Raw genomic sequence first — 24,017 nt, 5'->3', positions numbered from 1 at the left:
CCCGTGCGCCTCGATCCGGGCGCGCGGCGCGCGCGATGCTCCCGTGATTATCCAGCCCCCACGGCTTACGCCGCGGGGAATACACGCGCCCTGCGGGCGCTTGACGACCCCGGCCCATGGTCTGCCTGGGCTAAACCGGATCGTCCCGCCGCTGACGCTCTCCCCATGTCCGACGATGCGGCCAGGGGGGACCCCGTGCGCCTCGATCCGGGCGCGCGGCGCGCGCGATGCTCCCGTGATTATCCAGCCCCCACGGCTTACGCCGCGGGGAATACACGCGCCCTGCGGGCGCTTGACGACCCCGGCCCATGGTCTGCCTGGGCTAAACCGGATCGTCCCGCCGCTGACGCTCTCCCCATGTCCGACGACGCGGCCATGGGGGACCCCGTGCGCCTCGATCCGGGCGCGCGGCGCGCGCGATGCTCCCGTGATTATCCAGCCCCCACGGCTTACGCCGCGGGGAATACACGCGCCCTGCGGGCGCTTGACGACCCCGGCCCATGGTCTGCCTAGGCTAAACCGGATCGTCCCGCCGCTGACGCGGCGCGCCGGCGCTCTCCCCATGTCCGACGATGCGGCCATCGGGGACCCCGTGCGCCTCGATCCGGGCGCGCGGCGCGCGCGATGCTCCCGCGATTATCCAACCTCCTGGCCTGCAGGGGGATGGACGCCAGCGCGCGGCAGTTCGGTTAGCGTCGCGACAGATCGCGAGGCTAACACGGTGGCGGTTGCTGGTTTCCAAGCGCCTTGCGGACGGCGTCGACCTGTTCGGGCGTGAGCCGCGACACCGCTACAGACGTGGCGCGCTCGTAGATCATCAGGCCGTACACTTCAGCCAGGGGGCGCGCTTTCGCACACAGCGCCCCGCCCTGGCCACGCGATTCCTGTGCGCACCAGTAGTTGATTGCCTGTTCAATTTCAGTAATGGTTAAGACGGTAGTCATGGTTGCGTCACGGGCCCGCGCGATTTCTACGCGGGCGTTGAATATTATTAAGGATGTCAAAATTTAATGCAGATTCCCGTCGTGCTCCATGAGCGTGGCAACAGGTGCGTAGGGTGGCACGCGCTCGAAACCAGCCAGGGCGACGCGGGCGATGGCGCGCAATTCCTCGCGACGCATCTCTACCGGATTGCCGTTGTGATCGAGCATGCTGGCAATGCGCCGGAGCGCATCGGCGGATTGTGCCGCCGCGTCAGCCGACAGGGCCATGCGATATAGTTCGCCGCGAACGATGTCACGGTCTCCGTACTGCCAAACAGCCAGGAGCGGCAGCAGCGCGGACAGCCACGTAGGACGGGTGTTGAGCAGATCCATGTGAGATCCCCTTTCTGGGTGCGCCCCGACCGCAAAGCCAGGGCGATCCGGTTAGCCGCGCAGGCGGCGCAGTTCGTCAGCCAGCACCCACAAGGCACGATTCAGACGGATGTTTTGATCGATGCCCGCGACGGCTCGGGTCGTGGTCGCCTTGCCCTTCGCGTTCCGACCGTGCAGCCCACCGCGAATCATGTTTTCCTGCACACGGTTGAAGGTGGTCCAGATATCGGAGCCCTGATCCTCGACGCGACGCGGCGCGAGAATCTGCCGTTCCGTCACTGGCACAGGCGCGCCCTCGTCGTAGCGCAACGCGAGCGCTGCGCGGGCGAAGGCGACCTGTTCGCCCTCATCGAGCACCGTTGCCGCCATCCCTTCGCGTTGCGCTGCCGTCTCATCAAAGCTTTTCACCACCTTGAATGCGCCTTCGATGACCTCGCCAATCACATCACCCTTGTGCGGGATGCGGATATCGTTCGTCACGTTGCCGCATACGATGCCGTTCTGGCAGGCCCAGCGAATCATTCCGGCGATCATCTGGTAGCTCGATGCGCCATTGTGCGAGTTGACCAGGATAACCTCGTTGGCTTCGCGACCGCCGATCTGGTCGGCATGCCTCAGGCGGATCATGTGCTTGGTGAAATCGCGCATGTCTTCATTGCGCACTCGGGTCTGGCAGACCATGAAAGGCTGAAACCCTTCCTTGCGCAGGGCGTCGAGTACATCGACTGTCGGAATGTAGCTGTAGCGCGCCGAACGGCTTTCGTGCGCGGTGTGGGCAAGAATGGAAGGCGCAACCTCTGCAATCTGGTCATTCGTCAGAGGATGCTGCGAACGCAGCGCGACGGCATTCCCGCTAAAACGAGTTGTAAGCTTGTTCATTTGATTCCCCAATGAAGGAGCCAACCCGGCCCGGGGGCCGGGGCCGGTCGGTTAGTCGATGGCGCGCAGGATGTTCGCGGCTTCAACGTGCTGCGTGGCGAACTCACGCAACTGGTGGTAACGCTCGATGATCGTGTCATCAAGGGTCTTTTCCGCGAGGTGACAGAGGGCGAAGAGGGTGACGGTAATGCCGAAGGCATCCGCGCCCATCATGTCGCTGTAGCCGTTCATATGCCAGCGCACATGCACGCGGCCCGAATCGGCCGGAGCCATGTAAAAGCCGTCATTGGAGAGGGAGAAGAAATGCCAGAAACCTCCCTCGTATCTGCTGCACAGACGAGCGGCCCAGTCATACACCAAGGATTCCCCTGTGAGGTAGTGACGACCGAGGTAGCGCAGTAGCACTTTCAGGCGCAACTCGTCGGGAACGACAGAAGAAGTAACGCGGTTTTGAACTTCAGTGGTCATCGGATTTCTCCGGTTCGGCCATCGCTTCATTGCGAGGCACACGTTTATATTAGGTCTAAAAGCCCTAACTATCAATGAGTGATTACGGCTTTTTGATTGGATGTGTATACTGAAATAGATGATAAATCATATTTTCAATTGCCATTATAAGGGCTAAAAGCCCTATATAATAGAGTTGTGCCTCGCAATGAAGCGATGGCCGAACCGGAGAAATCTGATGACCGAACCCACCTCGAACGCAGCCGGTGGAATTCAGTACGTTCCATACAACCGCCTTTGCCTGTCATCCCTGAACGTTCGCAAGAAAGCGCTGACCGGCATCGAAGCCCTGGCCGAAACCATTGGCGAAAAAGGCTTGATGCAGAACCTCGTCGTGCATGAAATGAAGGGCCGCGCGAAGTTGCCGAAACTTGGCGTATGCGCGGGCCAGCGCCGCCTGGCTGCACTCGACCTTTTGGTTGAGCAGGGGCGGATTACTAAAGACTACGAAGTACCTGTCCTGATCGTCAGCGAGGGCGAAGCCGTCGCCGCGTCGCTAATCGAAAACCGCGAACGTGAGGCGATGCATCTGGCGGATGAGTGCGTGGCATTCCGGCTGCTGATGGAGGAAGGAAAGAGCGTGGCGCATATCGCAGCGCTGTTCGCGGTGCCGGATGTTGCGGTACGCCGCGCGCTGAAAATCGCCAACCTTTCGCCGTCACTGCTCGACCTGTTGCGTAATGACAGGCTCGACTACGAACAGGCGAAGGTGCTGGCCCTGGCTGATGACCGCGCGACGCAGGAACGCGTATGGGGCGAAGCCGTCAATAGCTGGCAGCGGCGACCGGACGAGTTGCGCAAGGCCATCACGCTCGCGGCAATCGATGCACGCGAAAGCGCCCTGGCGCGGTTTGTTGGCCTGGACGCCTACGAGGCGGCAGGCGGACGCGTGAGGCGCGACCTGTTCAGCGACGACGCAAACGCGGGATACCTGGAAGATGCCGAACTGTTGCACCGGCTCGCAACGGAACGGCTGATCGAGCTATCCCAGGCGGTCGGAAGGGAAGGCTGGCAATGGATCGAGGCACGGACGCAATACCCGGCGATGGAGATCCTGCGTTGTGGCCGGATCGGCTCGACCACCCGCAAGCCGACGAAGGACGAGAAAGCCGAACTGGCCGCGCTCACCGCAACGACCGACGCCGCTCAGGCCGCGCTAAACGCGTACAACGACGAGGACGGTGAGCCGGACGAAGAACGGGGCGAGCGTCTGGAGGCTGAGGCCACGGCGGCGACGTTTGCCGTGGACCAGTACGCGGAGCGCTTCGAGGCGTTTGACCCGGAAGAGATGAAGCAGGCAGGCGCATATGTCTATCTCGATGACGAGGGCCGAGTCTGTATTGAGCGGGGGCTGGTGCGACGCGAGGAGGCACCGACTGCGCAGGCACGCGCAACGCACGCGGTGAGCGCAGGTGCGGCGCGCGCACCGAAGGAGCGTCCGTTGCACGGAGAGAAGCTGTGCAAACGATTGACCGCGCACCGTACCGCCGCCGTCCAGATCGAGCTTGCGCAGCAACCGACCGTAGCCCTTGCTGTGCTGATGCAGCGCATGATTCCGGTCGTTTTCGATGACGTGTACGGGCGCGCGTATTTGGACTACGCGGTCAGGATCGACGTGCACACGACGCGCGAGGCGCTGGTATCGAATGCCGACGACATGGGCGAGAGCGTGGCCTGGGAGGCACTGGAAGGCGAACGCGAGAAGTGGTCACGCATGCTGCCCAGGCGCGCGGCAGACCTGCTGCCATGGCTGCTGGAACAGGGCGAGGACGTGCTGTCGAATCTCTTCGCGTTCTGCGTGGCGGCGACGGTGGACGGGATCAGCAGCGCAGACCGCCCGCACGCGGTGAACGAGATCTCGAACACGCTTGCGGTGGATCTTTCGCGCTACTGGAAGCCGACGCGCTCCGGGTATTTCGAACACGTGGCGAAAGACCGGATTGCTGCCGTTGTGGGCGAAAGCGTATCGCCCCAGGCGGCAAGCGAAGTGCGCGGCATGAAGAAGGACGCTGCAGCGACGACGGCGGAACTTCGCATGACGGACTCGGGCTGGCTGCCGGAAGTGCTGCGTAACCGGGAGGTACCGGAGCGCGTCACGTACGGCTACCACGAGGATGACGAGGAGGAATACGACGAAAACGGCGACGCCGCTGCAGCCGAAGCGGACGGAGTGTCCGAAGCGCAGGCCTCGCCTGGCGAGGAGGAAGACGCGCCGTACTGAGCGCGCGTCGCGCGCATTCGAGTAGTCCACACGAAGCCGTCCGGATGGAAGTCCGGGCGGTTTTTCATTGCACGTGCGAATGCAGGGTCAAATTACCGGCGCTCATGCCGGTTGGTCTTTTTCGGGGGGCACCGGGTCGAACGGGTTGGGCCAGTACTGTTTGACCTTGGCATCTGCGCGCGCTATGCGTTGTTCGTGCGTCAACAGGTGTTTCTGCTCAAGCGTCAGTTCTGCGGTGAGCCAGTCGTCGGGCAGCTTTGCACCGACAGGCGCAATCGGGCGCCGCTCACGCACCGCGGGGCGCGCGGCCGCCACAGCCGGGGCCACGCCAGTTTCACTGTCGGGCACACCGCGTTCGGCTGCTACCGGGTTAGCCGCCTGCCTTGGCACGTCTGCGGGAGCGCGACTGACTGCCGGGCCAGTTTCCGCCTGTGACGCGCGCGTGAGGCGGGACACGATGCCCCGTTCGCGCCGGATTCTTTTGAGTGTCAGAGCAAAGGTCTGATAGGTGAAGACGAGTCCGGTTGCGGCGAGTTCCTGGATGATCGCGGCGTACCGGACGCCCGAGCGAATGGCACGTTCAACGCTCTCGAACACGTCGCGAAGCTGGGCGGTCTTGGACCGGCCATCGGACGAAGCCGCGAGGGTGTCGAGGCGTTGCGCGCGTTGTACCGCAATCAGGGCGTCCATTTTGAGCGCTCACGTCAGGGGGAACGGACACAGTATGCCGCGAATGATCGAAAGGTGCATCCTATCTGTTAGGTATGCGATCTTTCATGATCCGCAGGCCGTCCAGAAATGATTGAGCGTCGATTCATTACGGCCCATGCGTGATCTATCGACCGGCGCTTGGCTGCGGGGCGAGGCACGACGTATATGTAGACGGAAATGCTGACGCATTTCCGTCTACATATAGCGTGCTCCAAGGGGATACCCCTTGGAGAACCCGGCAGCCGCCGCCAACGAGCGCGCTCGGCGCTGCTTTGCAGACAGACCGGTGGCACGTGCGTCTGGGCGCACCAGGAGTTTTTCACCAAAGGAATTGCATGCGCATCTTCGCAAAGGCGTCGGCGTGCGCGATGTCCGTGAGCACGAAATTGGCGTGCTCCCAGCTGTGCACTTCGGGCTTTTCATGCGCGGGCGGCGACGGGACCCTGGCGACGGCACTATATTCTCAGCATTGTTCCTGGGGAGTCCGATGAAACTCAATTCTGCAAGAATGCTTGAGATCATGGAGTCGAGCCGCGAGTACCTTGCGGGCGAGCTGGCCAGGCGATTCGATACGTCGATGGTGCAGATCAACGACATGCTTTGCACTCTTGCCGAAGACGGTCTTGTGCGCATGAGCAGTCAGTCATCACGCATCGTTCGCCTTCAACGGCTGTCGTTCGCGCCCCGAACCATTGGCACCGCTTGTATCAGACACGGCTACACGCGCAGCTGTATCCATCCCACCGTTCGCCCGCCAGATGCATGGCGGGTTTCTGGACTACAAGGCTTCGCTCCTGCGCGTGCACAGCCTCGCAATGCTCGTCCGACTCTCACACTGAGCGCAACATGGAACTTGTCGAGCGGGATCACCCCGGGACGGTGAGGCGACATCTGAGTGCTGAAGAAGCTGCAGCTGTGCGGCGGTTCTGCGGCGACGGACAGCAAGTGCGGCCTGAGGACGTCAGACTCGTGGAAGCCGTGCTCGAAGAGATGCACGACGGACGACATGTGCGTCTGTGGCTCGAGTGCGACTGCGTCAGAGCACCCGGTGGCCGGCCGCGGTTGACCGCTCGGATGCGTGAAGACGGCCCGCGTCATTTCGTGCGCATGCATCAATACGGCGAGCACCACTGCGCCCTGGCGTCGTTCCGGCAGACACCGGAGCCGGAAGACGTTGAGCCGGACGATGATTGCGCGCGCCCTGGCCAGCACAATCCGCTCAGACCAGTGGGCGACGCGCTTGACTACCTGGATGATCTGAATGAAGGCGCGGCACGACCGGGCGGCTCGACGGGATCAGGGGGCGGCGTTGGCGAAAGGGGGCGCCGCCTGCCGCGGCTCGGACGCATCCTGCACACGCTTCTTGACGACGCCGGGTTCGCACGGCTGCACGTCGACGCGTTAAATGACAAGTCCAGAACGTGGGAGCGGCTCGAGGCATATGCAGCAGATCAGGCGCTGAGCCCGCAGCTATCACTCTCGCAGATACTCTATTTCAAGCCATGGACACATCTCAACGAGAAGATGACAGAGGTCGACGCCCTGGTATGGCCGAAAAAGAAGGCACGCAGTGCGCTACTGCTGTTCGTCGCCGACGAGCTTCGCGCAGGCGCTGCAATCAAGAAAACGAGCATGGGCGAGTGCATTCTTCGCCCGGAAAAGGGTATCCGCGCCGGAGGCCGCGATCAGCGACTGACGCAGCCCCCTTACTGGGTGCTCGGCGTGGTAGACCGCGATCGCGACGGCAACGCGCGCGTTCGGGAAGCGTTCGCGCAGCATGCGTATTCGTTTGCGCGCCCCGTACCTCTGGACAGCCGGTATGAGCGAGTCACGCTGAAATTGCTGTTCGACGTCATGGCGTGGGTCAAAAAGCACGGCGTTGACGTGACGCTCTGGAAACCGCTCTTTGACCGGGAGGTGAGGCGGACCGACGCGCCGAGCCAGTGGTGCCGCCCCGACTTTGAACTGACGTTCCGATCGGTGGCAGCGGTTGGCGTTGCGGCACGGCTGCACCGTATCGTCATCGAGACGATGGGCGCCGACGATCCTGACTACCTCGAGCGCAAGTTGCGTACTCAGGAAATCATGAAGCGCCGCGGCATTCTGATCGAGCATCGCGTCGCTGATGATGCTGCCCAGAAGGAACGGGACGACGCGTTTTTCCGCAGGGTCGCAGCAAAGATCCTGCATCTCGCCGGTGTTTCGCAGACCAGGCCAGTCTGAACGATTCACGGTGCCCCGTCAGCCGCTCATCTTTCTGATTGATGCTCCGCTTCTTGCCGGCGACTCACGCGCCATCACCAGCGCGACGCCGACCACGACGCCTGGGTAGCGGCCATGCTGGGGGGCGTCACAGCTTGCCGACCGTTGTGAATATCGTTGCGGCCGTGCGCAATGGTTGACGGCTGCGGGGCGCCCATTACCGAATGCGCCTTTTTCAACATTACCGGGCAACTGTCAAATCCCGTCTGCTGCCAACCGCGATGGCCGTCCATAAATGCGACTAACGGTCTTTCGGCGCCCAACCTCCCAGCATAGGCAGACGGTGCAAAACCCCCGTCTCCAGCAAGTGAGGTAACTGCGGGAGTGGTGTACCTCCTGACGTGTCGGGCTCGTATCGATCCGATGGCCTGACGCTTGGCAGCGGGACGGGCTTCCTGAGCGGCGAGGGCGGAACTGGTCGCGCACGTGCGGCGGCCCGGCGCGCCCGGGCGTCGCTGCCCCCGGCGCGGGACACGCGGCAGGGCGGCCTTTTCTGATCAGGATGGCGCGCTTGCGGAGTGACCGGTGGTGGTGGCCGTGGTGTTCCGCTTCATCCATGACACAGTTACGTCCCTGCTCCCTGTACGAGGACGTCAGATCGCAGATTGGCCGCTCATCAAGTCCGTGGCTTTGCGACCATCAGCGCTCGCCGCCCGGGTCAATTTAAACTTCCGAGGCTTGACGACACCCCGGGTACGGACTGACGGAGGCGGGAAGATGTGCGCTCACAGCGAGATCAGCGAGATTGCGATGGAATCCGCATCGACACGCGCAAGCCGCGTTGCGTATGCGTGTCGGTGGGTGCCAGACTCACTTCGGCACCCATCCGCTCGGCAATCGTCCGGACGATTGCCAGTCCGAGCCCTGAGCCGATCTGCTCGTTACCCGGGATGCGATAAAACGGATCGAACACACGAGCACGCTCGTGCGGCGAGATGCCCGGGCCGTTGTCGGTAACGGTCAACAGCGCCTGACTTCCTGTCTCCCGGACGGCCAGATTGACTCGTCCCCTGTCTGGCGTGTAGCGAATCGCGTTGTCGACGAGATTCTTGATCAGTGTCGTCAGCTCGATGCTGTCGACGCTCACTCGCACATCCGGCCCGTCTTCGACGCCGATATCAATATGCTTCGCTTCAGCAAGTGGCATCAGGTCTTCGAGCACACGCCGCCAGGTCGCGTGGACCGACACCGGTTCCATGGGCCGCGCTGTCTTCGCCTGTATCCGTGCGAGTGCGAGCAACTGCTCGATCAGATTGCGGCTGCGCTCAAGGCCGCCGCGCAGCGTGGTCAGGCGCGCGCGTGCGTCAACAGGTAGATCCGTCTCGCCGAGCCGCTCCGCCTGCAGCGACATCGCCGTGAGTGGTGAGCGAAGCTCGTGCGCTGCGTCGGCGACGAAGCGGCGCTGCGCATCGACCGACTGCGCCACACGTCCGAGCATCCGGTTGATCGCCACGACGAACGGCCGCACCTCGGCGGGCAGGTGATCGGTCTCGACTGGCTGCAGGTCGTGCTCGCTGCGCGCGTCGATTTCGGCCGACAGCGACGCGACCGGCCGCAGCATCTTGCGTACGAGATCGGCGACGACCAGCAGCAGAATCGGCAGCAGGATGATGAGCGGCATCGCTGTCCGCCATGCGCCTTCGCGCGCGGTGTCATCCCGCACGCCCGCATCCTGGGCGACTGCGATACGCTCGCCGTTCGCGAGCGTGTGAATCAGCACGCGCAGCGTCTGTCCGTCCGCATCGAGCGTATGGAAACCGTCCGGCAGCGTCGCTGCACCGGCGAGTCGCCGGTCGCTGGCAGCAAGCGGCGCCCCGTCGCGGTTCAGCGGTTCGACGATCACGCGCGGTACTTCGTCGCTTTCCGGCGTGCGTGTGGCGCTGCCGGTCGGCGAAGCAGGCATCGGCGCGCTCTGACGATCGAGCAGCGTCGCAATCTGACGCAGCACGTCGTCCTGGAATTCATGTGCCTCGACGTACGCCGACGAGAACGAGAAGGCCGCCGCCGCGGTCGCGACGACCAGGATCGCAACCGAGAGCGCGACTGACAGGCGGAACTGGATCGATTCTTTCAGCCGTTTCTTGACACCATCCATCCGACACCTCTGACGTTCTTGATCACAGTGCTGCCGAGCTTGCGGCGCAGCGAGTGGATCAGGACTTCGACTGCGTTGCTTTCGACTTCCTCGCCCCAGCCGTAGATGCGGTCCTCGAGCTCGCTGCGCGACAGGATCGCGCCGGGGCGTACGAGCAGCGCGCGTAGCAACGAAAACTCACGGTTCGACAACTGTACCGGCGTACACTCGCCGACCGCGACTTCGCGTGTCGCCGGGTCAAGCGACACGATGCCGTTGCTCATCACGGGCGCGGCCGAGCCGACCTGACGCCGGATCGCCACGCGAATCCGCGCGAGCAGTTCGGCCATTTCGAAGGGTTTGAGGATGTAATCGTCGGCGCCGCCGTCGAGCCCGCGCAGGCGGTCGTCGAGGCCGTCTCGCGCGGTGATGATGATGACCGGTACCGCGCTGCCCTTCGCGCGGATGCCGGCCAGCACACCGAGGCCGTCCCGGCCGGGCAGGCCGAGGTCGAGCAGGATCAGGTCATAGCGCTGCGCGGCGAACGCGGTCAGCGCGAGCGCGCCGTCCGTGACGCGATCCGCCGCGTACGACGCGTCCTTCAGCGCAGCCTGGACAGCTTCGCCAATCATCGGGTCGTCTTCGACAAGCAGTATTCGCATGCCTCCACTCCACGAGCGATAGCCGGAATCAGCGTCTGTGATTTTCGCATGCGCGTCACGAGGTCTTGCCGGCGAGCGTGTCGAACGTGTGCAGGAGGTCGTCCATCGCGGCAGTGCAGTCGCTCTGCTGCGGGTGGTCGGCGCGCAGCGCTTCGAGCGCGCGGTCGATCGCCTTGTCGAGTACGTGCCAGTCGCCGGCCGCGCGTGGCTTCAGGCCAGCTTCAGCCTCGTCCCATGCGATCTCGAGATCCTTGATGCGTGTCTTGCCGCCAGCCAGGTCGCCCCTGGCAACGAGAACGGACACATCGGTCGCGATCCTGCGGAACTGGGAGAGGTCGCCGAGCTTCGACGCGCTTGCGGGCGAACCGCCCTGTGCGGCGGCGGACGCCGTGGTCGATGCGGCGGCGCTGCCGGTCTGTCTGGAGCAACCGGCAGCGAGGCCGAGCGCAGCGCACACGGAAACGGCAACGAGCAGACGCGAAAGCGTGGTGGGATAACGCATGAAAAATCCTCGATTCGATGGTGAAAGAAACGTGACGGTCACTCGGCGGTCTCGACGCGCGCGCGGCTACTCGCGCCGATCTGCGCGACGGCGACGAGCACGACGATCACGGTGAGGAACAGCAGGCTCGTCGAAGCGGCCCCCATGCCGAACCCGCCGTAGCTGCGCGACTGCGTGAGCAGGTCGCCGAGCGAGGCCCCGAATGGTCGCGTCAGGATGTACGCGATCCAGAACGTGAGAACCGCGTTCGCGCCGATTCGCCATGCTGTGTAGGCCGCAGCCAGCAGGATGCCGAACGACACCGCGCCGAGCGAGAAGCCGAGACCCAGCGCTTCGGTCGCGAGATCGCCGGCGGCCGTGCCGAGCGCGAACGTGCAGAGGATCGCGGCCCAGTAGAACCCTTCGCGACGCGCCGTGTCGATCGCGTCGATCGCCAGGGTGCCCTCGACGCGATACCAGATCGCGAAGAATGCCGCGAGCACAACGGCGAATACGCCCGTGCTGATGTAGAGGCTGATACCGAGGCCGTCGGTGAGCAGATCGGTGATCTGCGTGCCGACGACGCTCACGAGCACGACCGTAAGCCAGTAGATCCATGGTGTGTACCTGCGCGTGCGCATCTGCAGGATGAGCGCGATCGCAAGCAGCGACGTCATCAGCGCGCGCGTTGCGCCTTGTCCCCATCCCGCGTTGACCGCGAGAAAGTCGGCACCCGTCTCGCCGACCGTGGTCGACATGATCTTGATGATCCAGAACGCGAAAGTGATCGCGGGAACCTTGTTGAGCCAGCGTGTCGCCGGTCGATCGGACGTGTAGGTCATACGGCGACTCCTCGGAAATCGGGTGACGGACCTGCAGTCTGATCGCTCAGACTTAGCAGATCCTTAGCCGGGTTCTTCTGGAGCCGCCTCCTGGCTCATACACCGACCGCAGGTGGGCTGCTAGACAGGGAGGGGGATATATCGACACTTGGCCCGGTTCGTCACTTTGCGGTGGATCGCTGCCAACGGGCGCTCCATCGCCGGCGCCGGACTTCGGCGACGGCACGTCCGACATGGGGCTTTTCCTCGGGCAGGTCACGTCGCCGCCTGGCGGTCTGGCGAGCAATGACAACGGATGCGGTTTTCTGATCTGTTGCCCCCGACGTAAGCGTTGACGACGTGTGGGCACACTTCGCCAGGGTCGTTCGTCGGCGCCTTACGCCGAATTTGGGAAAAGGTATAGGAGTTCAGCGTTTGACGAAGTCCAGACGTTCGGCAGCAGCCGACCCCATCCGGTCATACGCAACGGATTGCCCGAAGGCAGCTGTCGGAAGGACAGCGGTCATTCCAGGCTTGCCGCCTGCCGCCGCTCCATGCGACGCGCTCACGTAAGGCGATAAACCTTGCGCGCGGTCCCGCGGAACAAAGCCTCGCGTTCGCCAGCGCTAGCGTGCGCAGTCAACTTCTTGAAGGCGTTCCAACCGTTGCTGAATGGATAGGAACCCTTGTCCACCGGGAAGTTGCTCTCGAACATGCAGCGCTCTGCACCGAACGCCTCGATACATGTGTACATCCATGGCTTCCATGTTTTGGCCAAATCGTCCGAGGACGACGGACGTTCGCCCTTTTCAAACTCGAAGCCATTAATGCGCATGCCGAGGCCGCCCACCTTCACAAAGACATTCGGCAACTGGGCGAGCGTACGCATCGAGCGGGACCAGGCATCAAACACTTCTGCGCGCTGATTTGCATAGCTGGCAATCCGGACCACGCCTCCGCAATGGTTGATGATGAAAGGCGTATCAGGATAGGCCTTCGCCAGGTCGAACAGCTCCGGCAACTGCGGGAAGAATAGCCATGCGTCGTACGACAGGCCCAGCGGAGCCAGTTGTGCGACGCCTGCCCGGTAGCCGGAGTCGAGCAGCAGCCCTCGAGGCGCCGCCGACAATGGATTGACGAGCGTCTGGTCAGCATCCCAGGTAACGAGATGTCGAACGCCACGGAACCGACCATCTCCGGCATGCAGTTCTGCTTCGAGAACATCGCGAACCGCCGCTCCCCTGCGAAGATCTGCATAGCCGACCATACCCTTCGCAACCTCCGGCTTGCTTTTTTGCAAAGGCGCCGTGACGCCAGCAACATACTCGATTTCTCCGACCGGGCGCAGCGACTCAGGACCAGACGGGCGATATCGTGTCAGCCCCTGCATGAACACCGACGCGGTGATGTTATGGCCCGTTTGCGCGTCCTGAAGATACTCATCGAGAAGATAGGTCCAGCCCGGACGATCATAAAAGTGATGATGCGCGTCGACGATCGGCAGGTCGGGCTCAAGCGCCGCTTCGGTGCCGGAAGCGAGCCAGTCAGCCCGAACGGAAAGATAGTTGCTGGTTGTACTCACGGAATGCGTTTCCTCTTTTGCGAATGCTTGACGCAGAGTGACAGCGGGGAAAATCAATGATGCTGCGGCAGCGCCAATCAGCTGCCGGCGCCGCGGCGAAGGGCATTTGTTCATTCCTGTTCCCCGCGGCCAAAGGCATAAAGCGACAAGGTCAGCAAAGTCGTGATGCCTAGCACGATCGAAAGACCAATCATGCCGGCCGAGAACGTACGGAAACTGTCCTTCAGATAACCCACCAGGTACGGTCCCGCAAATCCGCCGAGCGCACCAATGGAGTTAATGAAGGCGAGGCCACCCGCAGCCGCCTGTCCGGAAAGGAACCGGGCCGGCAGTGTATAGAAGATCGTGCGGCCCGCAATCGTGCCGATCAACGCCAGCGTAATACCGGTCATGGCCGGAACCAGTTGATGGAAATACGTCGAGACACCCAGCGCAATCGCACCAATCAAAAGCCCTGCGGCGAGATTGGCGATCGGGCCGCCGCGACGATCGACCCGCTTTGCCCACCAGAGCAATGCGATTGTGGCAAAGAAATAAGGCACGGCCGACATCCAGCCGGTCTGCGTCACGCTCATCCCGTGAGCCCTCAGCATCTGAGGCAGCCAGATACCGATGCCGTAAGAGCCCATCGTGAAGCCGAAGGAGATCATCGCAAGAATGTAGGTGCGTACGTCCTTCAACGCTGCGACGAAATTTTTCTTTTTCTGACCGGACGCGCCTTCCCGATCGAACGCGCCTTGAAGAGCTTGCCGTTCCTCCTGGGACAACCACTTCGCATCGGCGGGTTTGTCCGCCAACATTTTCAGTACCAGAAAACCGAGGACACACGCGGGCAGTCCTTGAACGATGAACATCCACCGCCAGCCCGCCAGTCCCAGGACACCGTCCATATGGAGCAGTCCCGCGGACAGCGGACCACCGACGAGCGACGACAGCGGCGTGGAGACGGTGAACCATGCGAGCACGCGAGTGCGATAGCTAGCCGGAAACCAGACCGCGAGAAAAAAGATCACACCCGGAAAGAAGCCGGCCTCACCGATACCGAGCAGCAGCCGGATCACGTAGAAGCTTTTTGGCCCCACGGCGAGCGCGGTTGCCGCTGCGAAAAAGCCCCACGTGATCATGATGCGGGCAAGCCAGCGTCGCGCGCCGAAGCGGTATAGCGCCAGGTTGCTCGGAACCTCGAACACACAGTACCCGGCGAACATGATGCCCGCACCCCAGCCGAATTGGGTGGCGCTCAAGCCAAGATCGTGATTCATCGTCAACGCCGCGAAACCGACGCTGGTGCGATCAAGATAATTGAAGAAATACGCAAGCGCGAGTAGCGGAATGAACCGCCACGCGGCTTTTCTAACCGCAGACTGCTCGACGGTGGAAGCCACCACGCTGCCTGTCGTGGTGTTCGATGAAATGGATGTCATGTCTCGTCTCCAGACGAATCAAGGCGCGCAGAAGGCTCAGTGGCCTCTGCGGCTCGGTGATTCTTTGTGGGTGTTGCAACGTCAGGCGCTGGCGAGTTCGTTCGCCGATGGGTTCGACGCATCGCCAGGCTGAGCGTCCTGACACTTGACGATCCCGGCCTCGGTCAACTGCCTGAGATCCTCCGGCGTGTAGCCGAGACCCGTCAGCAGCGCCTGGGTATCCTGACCCAGCGAAGGCGGCGCCGCACGCAGGTGCAGACGCTCACCGCCAAGCGTCAAAGGCAGCAGCGCAGTCCGCGTCGCAATAGCCTGCCCTGCGCCGCTTGCGTCGGGCGGCAAAGTCACCTCGGCGAGTCCGCCGGTAGCGAGCAGGTGCGGATCATCGAACAGATCCTGCGGTTTCGTGATCGGCGCATACGGCAGTCCGCAGCGCTCGAAGATTGCGCTGATCTCGGCAGCCGAGAACGCTTCCATATGTTTTCGAAGCTGCGGCAACAACCGTTCACGGGCCTGCACACGCTGATTGTTGGAAGCGATCCGCTCGTCAGCCTTGAGTTCTGCAAGCCCGAAAGCGTCGCAAAACAGTTGCCATTGCGTATCCGAGACAACCGCGAGGAAGATCTGCTCGCCGTTTTTGACCGAGAACACGTCATAGACCGCCCATGCTGAAATGCGGCTCGGCATCGGTGCCGCGGCCTTACCGGTCACCGCGTACTGCATCATGTGCTGGGCGACGAGAAATACATTGTTCTCGAACAGTGCGCTCTGTACTTCCTGACCACGTCCCGTGCGTTCGCGTTGAGCCAGCGCTGCCATCGCACCGATCGCGCCGAACATTCCACCCATGATGTCGTTGACACTCGTCCCTGCTCGCAACGGTCTGCCGTCGGGTCCGGTCATATAAGCGAGGCCGCCCATCATCTGCACGACCTCGTCGAGCGCGGTGCGATGATCGTACGGGCCGGGCAGAAAGCCCTTATGCGACACGTAGACAAGACGCGGATTGAGCCTGGACAGCGCGGCGTAACCGAGGCCGAGCTTATCCATCGTGCCGCTCTTGAAGTTTTCGCTGAACACGTCCGCCCCGGCAAGAAGCTTGTGAACGATCTCCACGCCGCGGGGATCTTTTACGTCGACCGCGATACTCTTCTTGTTGCGGTTGAACGTGCTGAAGAAGCCCGCACCGGAACCGCGCAAAAGACGTGTGCTGTCGCCGGAAACAGGCTCGACCTTGATCACTTCCGCGCCCAGGTCCGCCAGCACCATGCCGCATGTCGGCCCCATCACCATGTGCGTCATCTCGACGACGCGTACGCTGCCATACGGGAGATTCTGGTTTGCTTGCACGTCGCTCATTGCGCTACTCCAGTCAGGCAGCCTTCCGGTTGCGGCGCGCTGGGCGCGCGGCCATCGGCATACGCGAATCCCTTTGGAAGACCCGCGTCCTGCACGTGCCCATATAACGCTTCGCCAGGCAGTGCCTCCGCGAGAATGGCGCGCGCGGCAATGAGCCTGTCGATGTCCACACCGGTGTCGTAGCCCATCGCTTCGAGCAGAAACGCCAGATCCTCGGTCACGATGTTGCCGGTGGCGCCTGGCGCATAAGGACAGCCGCCCAGGCCGGCCTGACTCGAATCAATTGTCGTCACACCGACCTCGAGCGCGGCGACGACGTTCGCTAAACCCTGTCCGCGCGTGTTATGGAAATGTGCGCCGCCAGCCTTCGCGCCGAATTCCGATTGCAACCGACGGAACAGCCGGCGAACCTGTGCCGGATTCGCATAGCCGCTGGTATCGGAGAGGCCAATTTCGTCGACGCCGCTCTTGGCCATTGCCTGGCACATGCGCATCGTTTGATCGTCGCTCACGGTGCCCGCAATCGTGCAGCCGAAGGCAACGGAAATGCCTGCCTCGATTTGCACGCCCGGAAACTGTTCGTTGCGAAGCGCGACGATATTGCGGACTTCTTCGATCATCTGCTCATTGGTTTTCCGGATATTGGCCAGCGAATGTTCGTTGGTCACCGAAACGGGAAGCGTCACCTTATGCACACCCGCTTCGAAGGCGCTCTGGCTTCCACGAAGATTTGGTGCGAGAACCGCGACGTGCAGATCCGGGATTGAGAGGGCATGCACCACGACTTCGCGGATGTCAGCCATCTGCGGCAGCAACTTCGCCGGCACGAACGATCCCACTTCGATTTCCTTGATTCCCGCAGCCGCGAGTGCGGAAATCCATCGCAGCTTCGCAGCAGTGGGCATGACGCTCTTGATGCTTTGCAGACCGTCGCGCGGCCCGACCTCGCTGATCAGCACCTTCGGACTTGAAGTGCTCATATTCGGCCCTTAGTTCTGTCAGACAGACCAATGTTTCGTTAGAGAGAACTATAGGCGCATCCAAACACCCGCGAAAGCGGGGTAAACCCACGGATAGAACTTGAGTTCTGTCAGATAGAACGATACGATGCCACTTATGATCAAGACGACCAAACACGCCGTGACCGCTGATGCCCTTTCAACGCCTGAGCCATCCGACACTGCCAATGACAGTTCCAGCGGCGTAGCTGTGCTCGACCGTGCGTTCGCCATCCTCAACGCGTTCGGGCCGACCGACGACCAGTTGACGCTTACCGAACTCTCGCGGCGCACGGGGTTGTACAAAAGCACGGCCTTGCGCCTGCTGGGCGCGCTGGAGCATGGAGGCTTCATCCGAAAAATGAGTGACGGGCAGTACGGCGTCGGCCACCAGCCACTACGGCTCGCCGCGCTCTATCAGCGATCCTTCCAGGTCGGTCCCGTTATCGAGCCGTTGCTTCAGCAATTGAGCCGCGACCTGGGGGAAACGGCGTCGTTCTATGTGCGGCAGGGCGATCATCGACTGGTGCTGTATCGTGTCGAGCCGACGAGGAGCGTGCGTGTGTCAATTCGCGTCGGCGAAGAGTTCCCGATCGACAAAGGTGCCTCCGGCAAGGTGCTGCTCGCTTTCACTGAGGCACAGGATCCTCGCTGGAGCGAAGTGCGCGACGCTCTTTGGGCGGCGTCTTTTGGTGAACGCGATCCCGAAACCGCTTCGACGTCCGTCCCCGTGTTCGACTCGACTGGCGAGTTGGTGGGTGCGCTCACGCTGTCGGGACCGAAAGAGAGATTTGGTACTCCTTCGACCCTCGACGCGGCCGTTGCGGCCTTACTTGTCAGTGCAAAACGCGCGACCGTTGCGCTCGGCGGCAAGGGTGGTCGATACGATGCCAGCATCGCGGAATTTGCTAATAGAAGCTGAAGTGGGGACGCTCACGGCGGTCGCTCGTGAATGGTCGACCGCTCGCATTGAATTGCCGAACTGCCATGTCAAGCCCGGCGCGATTTCGGGGACGATGGTACTGGTACTGCGACCCGCGCCCACAAGTGCTCGTCCAGATTCCCGGCCGACCGGTCAGGCCTAGTGGCACGAAACGGGACGCTACCTGCGCGCTCGTTCGCCGCCAGGCGGCGGAGTAACTGTTTGCGGCCTCGGGTCGAAAGGCCGCGAACGCTACCAAAGCTGACGGTCAGGCAGGCAGAGCTAAGGTCTGTTTCTGGCCGAGACCAGCAGTTCGCCGTACGACTGTCGGTAAGCAATGGGGCTACCCCGCGACCGCTGCGAACCGGGCGCGGGCCGACACTGCTGCGACGACGTCGCCCCAACAGCCCTGGTTGGCTGACCGGTGGCGTGATGACAATGCGCCGCCGCACCGCGGGCATCCGCGATGCCTGGCCGGCTTGGATGCGTTCCAGCCAGCACGTGCGGTTCGGACTGAGCCGCGCGCGCCTGCCATGGTGACGGGTACACCCTAGCAAACAAACCGCCGACAGGGCAGCCAAAGCATTCATCGCGTGTCGCCCGGCGTCCGGTCCATGCATCGCGCCTCGGATAAAATGCCGGGACTGCGACACTGGCCGAAATGCCTCACGAGCGCGGCGTAGCGCTGAACGTCGACGGCAACGGCGGCGCGGAAGAACTGCATCGCGGTTGCCGCATACCGCACGGACATACCATGAAATTCGATCATCCCGATCCCGAACTCAACAATCCGTTGACTGACGAAGAACTGGAATTCCTCGAACGCTTTCTTTCGGGCAATGCCGTCTGCGACGACGCGATGGGTGCGGTCATGTTGCATGGATTTCTGACTGCCGTCATCTCCGGACCGAACGCGATCATGCCGGGCGCGATCCTTCCGTGGATCTGGGATGCCAGGCACGCAACCCGTCAACCCAGATTCCTGTCGGCAGGCCGGGCTCGCAAGGTCACAGGACTGATTTTTCAATACTGGAACGACATCAACGACACCCTGAATCAATGCCCGGACCTGTTCGAACTCCCGCTGCACGCGAGCGTATACGAGGGCGAAGAGGTTCCTGTCCTCGACGAATGGTGCGAGGGGTATTGCAAGGGCATCGACATCGACCGGGAGGCCTGGGAGCCGCTGATCGAACGGCACCCCTGGTGGTTCAATATCATCCTGCTGTTCGGCACCGCCTCCGGATACGAGGAGGTGGCGCGACGGGACTACACGGTCGGGCAACGCCGGTCGTTTGTCCTCCAGCTCGCAGCATCGGTACTCAATATCCATCGCTACGTGTGTGAGGAATGTCGGAGATCGCTGGAGCAGGGCGAGCAGCCAGGTGCGATTCCGGCGGGTTCGTTGTCGAAAGCCAAGCCGGCGACGCAGATCACCGCGAGGAATCGGGCCGCGCGGGACGGGAGCGTGTCCAAAGATGTGTTCCTCGTGGATTCGATCGGTCGACTGACGGACGACGCGTTTCACCCGCTGGCATTGTCCCCGCTGGCTACGCGCATCACGCGTGGCGGCACGTCTGTCGATGCGCACATCTATCGCGCCGGCGATGAAGGTCGCGACGGCTGGATACTGGAAATCATCGACGCGTCCGGGACGTCCACCGTCTGGGACGAGCCGTTCCCGACAGATGGGGCCGCGCTGGCCGAAGCATTGAGCACGATCAACATGCACGACATCGCCCCCGGCAGCCGGTGACGGACCGTGCCCGCGTCGTAACGCTGAGCGCGCCCGCACCCGGACGGGCCTGGCGTTGCGCGCCGTGAACGGATGCGTTGCCCGGCGATGTCATGTGACGTGCTGCGAAACAATCCGTCCCAGGACCAGGACCGGTCATTTTTCCCACGGCGCAGCAGATACGTGATCGTTTCCGTCTACATTTGAAACCGGGCCTTCCCCATCAACTGTCATGTCCTTGACCGATACCGATCGCCTTTCGCCAAGAATCACACCTGCTGGCCACCTGCTTGCCGCGCCGGACGTCGAGGCGCCTGTGCTGCCCGATGACGTACCGCTGGGCGTGGTTTTCGCGCGCGGCGCCGGTCACGGGCTGCTCTATCTGGGAAGCTCTACCATCGGGCGGGCATTGCCGCCCGCCTGGGCGTGGTGGCGAGAACTAGGAGCCCGCTATGTCACGGCCCTGTGCACTACGACGGAAAGTGGGGAAATCGCGGTCGCAGAGCCAGACCCAACGGAGCTCGGCACACTGATCGACGACGCGCCACCCATGACGGGCGCTGAATATCTCACGCCGGATGTTCTGGCGGCACTGTGGAGCGAAATCGATGGCGCCCTGCGCGACGAGCTCGCTGAATCGGGAGAGTCACTTCAGGCATTCCTCAGGTCGCGTCATCCTGCATGGAATCTGGTGGGCCGGGTTCACTTCAACCTTGCCGAAAACCGCAAGGATCCCGAAGCACCTTTCGCGTTCCTGGCTACATACGCTGCGCGCCTGTCGGCCCATGGCAAGACGCAGCATCAACCCCTTTCGCGGGCGCTCGAAGAGTTCTCCGGTGCGCGCAACAAGGCACAGCTTCTCTCCCTCCTGATGCCGGTCCAGCGTGCCGCTGAACGCTGCGACTGGTTGCGCGCGATGGTTGAATCGCGCGAAATCTACCACCCGTTGCGCTGGATGCCGGCCGACGCGTTTCGCCTGCTCTCCGATTTGCCGGCCCTGGAATCGGCCGGCATCATGGTTCGACTACCGGCGAGCTGGGCCGCGGGACGCCCCGCGCGGCCCGCGGTCAGGGCGAGCGTCGGGACGCGGCCTCCGTCACGCCTGGGCAGGGAAGCACTGCTCGACTTCAGGATGGAGGTGTCGCTCGATGGCGAAGCGTTGAGTCCGGCCGAGATCCGGAGTCTGCTCAAGGGGGCCGACGGCCTTCAGTGGATTCGCGGGCGCTGGATCGAGGTGGACACGAAGAGGCTGGGCCGCCTGCTTCAGCGCTTTGAAGGTCTGGAAAACGCCGCGCAGGCGGGACTGCCGCTGAACGATGCGCTGCGTCTTCTGGCGGGCGTCTCCGGTGATGAAGATGACGCGTTCGGCGAGCGCGACTGGTCGCAGGTCGTGGCTGGCGACTGGCTCTCACAGATGCTGCAGCAGTTGCGCCAGCCGGAAGGGCTGGCGCAGGTCGATCCGGGTCCCGATCTGAAAGCGCAGCTTCGACCGTACCAGCAGGCCGGTGTGCGCTGGCTCTACCTGCTCAGCCAGCTCGGGCTCGGAGCGTGTCTTGCCGACGATATGGGTCTCGGAAAGACGATGCAGGTCCTCTCCCTGCTACTGATCCTCAGGCGCGACCCGGTCGACCCGCGCCCGAGCCTGCTGGTCGCCCCGGCGTCCCTGCTGGCAAACTGGGCCGCGGAAGCGGAGCGTTTCGCGCCGGGCCTGCGCGTGCTGGTGGTGCACCCGTCCATGACGCCTGCCGACGAACTGCGCGCCCTGGACAGCGCCCGGCTCGCGCAGACGGACCTCGTTATTACCAGCTTCGGCTCGCTGCTGCGCCAGCCCGTTCTGGAAACAATGCAATGGCGCGTCGCCATTGTCGACGAGGCCCAGGCGATCAAGAACCCCGGCGCGCGGCAGACGAAACAGGTGAAGAAGCTTCAGGCCCGCTCACGCATCGCCCTGACGGGCACCCCGGTGGAAAATCGCCTGTCGGATCTGTGGTCCATTTTCGATTTCACGCATCCCGGCCTGCTGGGCTCGGCGAAGGACTTTGCCGGTCTGACCCGGCGTCTGGCAAAAGCCGAACATTTCGGCCCGCTTCGCACTCTTGTGCGGCCCTACATCCTTCGTCGCCTGAAAACAGACCGGCGTGTCATTACCGATCTCCCGGAAAAAACCGAACTCAAGGCGTGGTGTCACCTGAGCCCCATCCAGGCCGCCCTGTACGAACGCGCGGTCAAGGACCTGGCTGCGGCGCTCGATGGTACCGAGGGCATTGAACGTAAAGGGATCGTATTAAGCTACCTGATGCGGTTCAAGCAGATCTGCAACCATCCGTCCCAGTGGCTTGGCGATGCGGCGTGGCAGCCGGAAGCCAGCGGCAAATTCGCGCGGTTGCGCGAACTGGTCGACGTGATCGCAGCGAAACAGGAAAAGGTGCTCGTGTTTACGCAGTTCCGCGAAACCACGGAGCCCCTGGCTGCCCACCTCGGCTCGCTTTTTGGCCGGGAAGGTCTGATTCTCCACGGTGGAACGCCCGTCGCCAAACGCCGCGAACTCGTCCGGCAATTCCAGGAAGATGAATCGGTTCCGTTCTTTGTGCTTTCGCTCAAGGCGGGCGGCGCGGGGTTGAATCTCACTGCCGCCTCCCACGTGATCCACTTCGATCGCTGGTGGAATCCGGCGGTCGAGAATCAGGCGACGGACCGGGCATTCCGCATTGGCCAGCGCAGGAATGTTCTGGTACACAAGTTCGTTTGCCGGGGTACGGTCGAGGACCGGATCGATCAGTTAATCGAAACAAAGCAGCAGCTGGTGAAGGATGTGCTTGAGGGCGGCGCGGAGCTGCTGCTGACCGAGATGAGTGACCGCGAACTGCTCGATCTGGTCAGGCTCGATATCCATTCCGCGCAGGCAAACTGATCAGGGAGAGGAACGCCGATGGCTGACTACGGTGGATGGAAACCCTACGTCCCGGTGGCCGAGCGCAGAAAGCAGGCGGAGCAACTGGTTGCGAAAGCGATCAAGTCCGGCAAGACGCTGTCGCCCATCGCACCCTATCGAGGGGCCATTGCGAAGACCTTCTGGGGCAAGGCATGGTGCGATAACCTTGAGCACTACAGTGACTACGCCAGTCGCCTGCCACGCGGTCGCACCTATGTGCGCAATGGTTCCGTGATCGATCTTCAGATTTCGACGGGCAGGATCCGCGCACAGGTCATGGGGTCCAGCGTGTACGAGATCGAAATCGATGTCACAGCCTGCCCGGAAAAACAGTGGCGGGCGTTGAGTGTCGAGTGCGCATCGTCGGTTGACTCCATGGTCGAACTGCTGCAGGGCAAGCTGTCGGCTGCGGTGATGGGCCGCATCTGCAAGCCGGGCAGCGGGCTCTTCCCCGCGCCGAAGGAGATCAAACTCGGCTGCAACTGCCTGGACTGGGCGGCGATGTGCAAGCACGTCGCCGCCGTACTCTATGGCGTCGGCGCGCGGCTCGACCAGCAGCCAGAATTGCTCTTTACGTTACGTGGTGTCGACCCTGGCGATCTCGTTAGCAGCACCGGTGCGAACCCCTCCGGTGCAGGAGCCGGCCCGGTGTCCGGCAAGGTACTCGACAACGTGGACCTGGGGGATGTGTTCGGAATCGATATCAATACGGAGCCCTTTGCCGATGCGCCCCCGGTCCGGAGCAAGCGCACGCGCAAGGAAGCCGCCTCGCAAACAGAACGCACACCGAGGTCGACGGCGTTGAAGTCGTCTACGATTGCGAAATCGACACAAAAAGGCAAGGTCGCGCTGCCAGACGTGAAAGCCAGTGCTTCCGCCGTGAAGAAGCCAAAGGGTAAAACCGACCCCGGTGTTTCGAAGGCGACTCGTTCGGCTGCATCACCAAAGCCCACTGTGCGTGCGCCCGCTGCATCGAAAACCGCTAAACGCCGCGGGTGATGTCTGCGGCGACGCGTCACCGCCTGGTCCGGCGACTGATCGCGCTCTCGAAGTTTGCAACTGTTACGGAAAGCACTGTGTCGAACAGCGCAACTTCAGTCATGCGAAGGGAAACTGTTCACCGAATTCGCCGAT

Annotated in this window: 20 protein-coding genes; 7 read left to right on the top strand and 13 right to left on the bottom strand. The window is 62.7% G+C overall.

Annotated features, from left to right (window positions below):
• Nucleotides 1–713: 713 nt before the first annotated feature.
• From AB4Y36_RS34405 to AB4Y36_RS34390, 4 genes are all read right to left on the bottom strand, one after another.
• Complete coding sequence (locus AB4Y36_RS34405; RefSeq protein WP_069268411.1) at nt 714–944, bottom strand: DUF3717 domain-containing protein; 231 nt, start codon at nt 942–944, stop codon at nt 714–716.
• A gap of 63 nt (nt 945–1,007) precedes the next feature.
• Nucleotides 1,008–1,316, bottom strand: coding sequence for a hypothetical protein (locus tag AB4Y36_RS34400; RefSeq protein WP_069268390.1), 309 nt, complete (start codon nt 1,314–1,316; stop codon nt 1,008–1,010).
• A gap of 51 nt (nt 1,317–1,367) precedes the next feature.
• Nucleotides 1,368–2,195 (bottom strand): DUF932 domain-containing protein, encoded by an 828-nt coding sequence (locus AB4Y36_RS34395; RefSeq protein WP_069268391.1) that lies wholly within the window; start codon nt 2,193–2,195, stop codon nt 1,368–1,370.
• 51 nt (nt 2,196–2,246) lie between these two features.
• Nucleotides 2,247–2,663, bottom strand: coding sequence for an antirestriction protein (locus AB4Y36_RS34390; RefSeq protein WP_069268392.1), 417 nt, complete (start codon nt 2,661–2,663; stop codon nt 2,247–2,249).
• 217 nt (nt 2,664–2,880) lie between these two features.
• Between AB4Y36_RS34390 and AB4Y36_RS34385 the strand changes: the two genes are divergently transcribed.
• Nucleotides 2,881–4,923: a ParB/RepB/Spo0J family partition protein gene (locus AB4Y36_RS34385; protein WP_368685347.1), complete on the top strand. Its 2,043-nt coding sequence runs from the start codon at nt 2,881–2,883 to the stop codon at nt 4,921–4,923.
• Between the two features lie 102 nt (nt 4,924–5,025).
• Here AB4Y36_RS34385 and AB4Y36_RS34380 read toward each other — a convergent pair whose 3' ends face one another.
• A complete protein-coding gene (locus tag AB4Y36_RS34380; RefSeq protein WP_368605647.1) occupies nt 5,026–5,613 on the bottom strand; it encodes a hypothetical protein in 588 nt (195 codons plus the stop codon).
• A gap of 508 nt (nt 5,614–6,121) precedes the next feature.
• Between AB4Y36_RS34380 and AB4Y36_RS34375 the strand changes: the two genes are divergently transcribed.
• Entirely contained in the window at nt 6,122–6,517 is a 396-nt protein-coding gene (locus AB4Y36_RS34375; RefSeq protein ID WP_368685346.1) for a hypothetical protein, read from the top strand.
• Entirely contained in the window at nt 6,481–7,857 is a 1,377-nt protein-coding gene (locus AB4Y36_RS34370) for a hypothetical protein (RefSeq protein WP_069268395.1), read from the top strand. Before AB4Y36_RS34375 ends, AB4Y36_RS34370 begins: the two co-directional genes overlap by 37 nt.
• 775 nt (nt 7,858–8,632) lie before the next feature.
• On the opposite strand, the gene AB4Y36_RS34365 is transcribed toward AB4Y36_RS34370, so the two are convergent.
• From AB4Y36_RS34365 to AB4Y36_RS34330, 8 genes are all read right to left on the bottom strand, one after another.
• Nucleotides 8,633–9,991 (bottom strand): HAMP domain-containing sensor histidine kinase, encoded by a 1,359-nt coding sequence (locus AB4Y36_RS34365; protein ID WP_069268396.1) that lies wholly within the window; start codon nt 9,989–9,991, stop codon nt 8,633–8,635.
• Nucleotides 9,967–10,632 carry a response regulator transcription factor gene (locus AB4Y36_RS34360; protein WP_069268397.1) on the bottom strand — a complete coding sequence of 222 codons (666 nt, stop codon included), beginning with the start codon at nt 10,630–10,632 and terminating at the stop codon, nt 9,967–9,969. The genes AB4Y36_RS34365 and AB4Y36_RS34360 overlap by 25 nt, the downstream gene beginning before the upstream one ends.
• 55 nt (nt 10,633–10,687) lie before the next feature.
• The gene (locus AB4Y36_RS34355; RefSeq protein ID WP_069268398.1) at nt 10,688–11,134 is read right to left on the bottom strand and encodes a hypothetical protein; all 447 of its coding nucleotides are present in this window, start codon (nt 11,132–11,134) and stop codon (nt 10,688–10,690) included.
• A 38-nt stretch (nt 11,135–11,172) separates the two neighbouring features.
• Complete coding sequence (locus tag AB4Y36_RS34350) at nt 11,173–11,955, bottom strand: hypothetical protein (protein ID WP_368685345.1); 783 nt, start codon at nt 11,953–11,955, stop codon at nt 11,173–11,175.
• Between the two features lie 544 nt (nt 11,956–12,499).
• A complete protein-coding gene (locus tag AB4Y36_RS34345; protein WP_368618985.1) occupies nt 12,500–13,630 on the bottom strand; it encodes an amidohydrolase in 1,131 nt (376 codons plus the stop codon).
• Entirely contained in the window at nt 13,627–14,940 is a 1,314-nt protein-coding gene (locus tag AB4Y36_RS34340; protein ID WP_368685344.1) for an MFS transporter, read from the bottom strand. The genes AB4Y36_RS34345 and AB4Y36_RS34340 overlap by 4 nt, the downstream gene beginning before the upstream one ends.
• An 81-nt stretch (nt 14,941–15,021) precedes the next feature.
• A complete protein-coding gene (locus tag AB4Y36_RS34335) occupies nt 15,022–16,296 on the bottom strand; it encodes a CaiB/BaiF CoA transferase family protein (RefSeq protein ID WP_368685343.1) in 1,275 nt (424 codons plus the stop codon).
• A complete protein-coding gene (locus AB4Y36_RS34330) occupies nt 16,293–17,276 on the bottom strand; it encodes a hydroxymethylglutaryl-CoA lyase (RefSeq protein ID WP_368618983.1) in 984 nt (327 codons plus the stop codon). The genes AB4Y36_RS34335 and AB4Y36_RS34330 overlap by 4 nt, the downstream gene beginning before the upstream one ends.
• A gap of 136 nt (nt 17,277–17,412) precedes the next feature.
• On the opposite strand from AB4Y36_RS34330, the gene AB4Y36_RS34325 reads away from it, so the two are divergent.
• The 4 genes from AB4Y36_RS34325 (at nt 17,413) to AB4Y36_RS34310 (ending at nt 23,882) form a co-directional block, all read left to right on the top strand.
• Nucleotides 17,413–18,216, top strand: a complete 804-nt coding sequence (locus tag AB4Y36_RS34325; protein WP_368618982.1) for an IclR family transcriptional regulator — start codon at nt 17,413–17,415, stop codon at nt 18,214–18,216.
• Between the two features lie 754 nt (nt 18,217–18,970).
• The gene (locus AB4Y36_RS34320; RefSeq protein WP_368685342.1) at nt 18,971–19,972 is read left to right on the top strand and encodes a UPF0149 family protein; all 1,002 of its coding nucleotides are present in this window, start codon (nt 18,971–18,973) and stop codon (nt 19,970–19,972) included.
• A 211-nt stretch (nt 19,973–20,183) separates the two neighbouring features.
• Nucleotides 20,184–22,862 (top strand): DEAD/DEAH box helicase, encoded by a 2,679-nt coding sequence (locus AB4Y36_RS34315; protein ID WP_368618979.1) that lies wholly within the window; start codon nt 20,184–20,186, stop codon nt 22,860–22,862.
• An 18-nt stretch (nt 22,863–22,880) separates the two neighbouring features.
• The gene (locus AB4Y36_RS34310; RefSeq protein WP_368618978.1) at nt 22,881–23,882 is read left to right on the top strand and encodes a hypothetical protein; all 1,002 of its coding nucleotides are present in this window, start codon (nt 22,881–22,883) and stop codon (nt 23,880–23,882) included.
• Nucleotides 23,883–24,017 lie beyond the last annotated feature (135 nt).

This window comes from Paraburkholderia sp. BR10936 (assembly GCF_040965735.1).
Taxonomy (GTDB): Bacteria; Pseudomonadota; Gammaproteobacteria; order Burkholderiales; family Burkholderiaceae; genus Paraburkholderia; species Paraburkholderia nodosa_A.
Note: the sequence above shows the minus strand (reverse complement) of the source record. Positions and strands in the feature narration are given on the sequence as shown.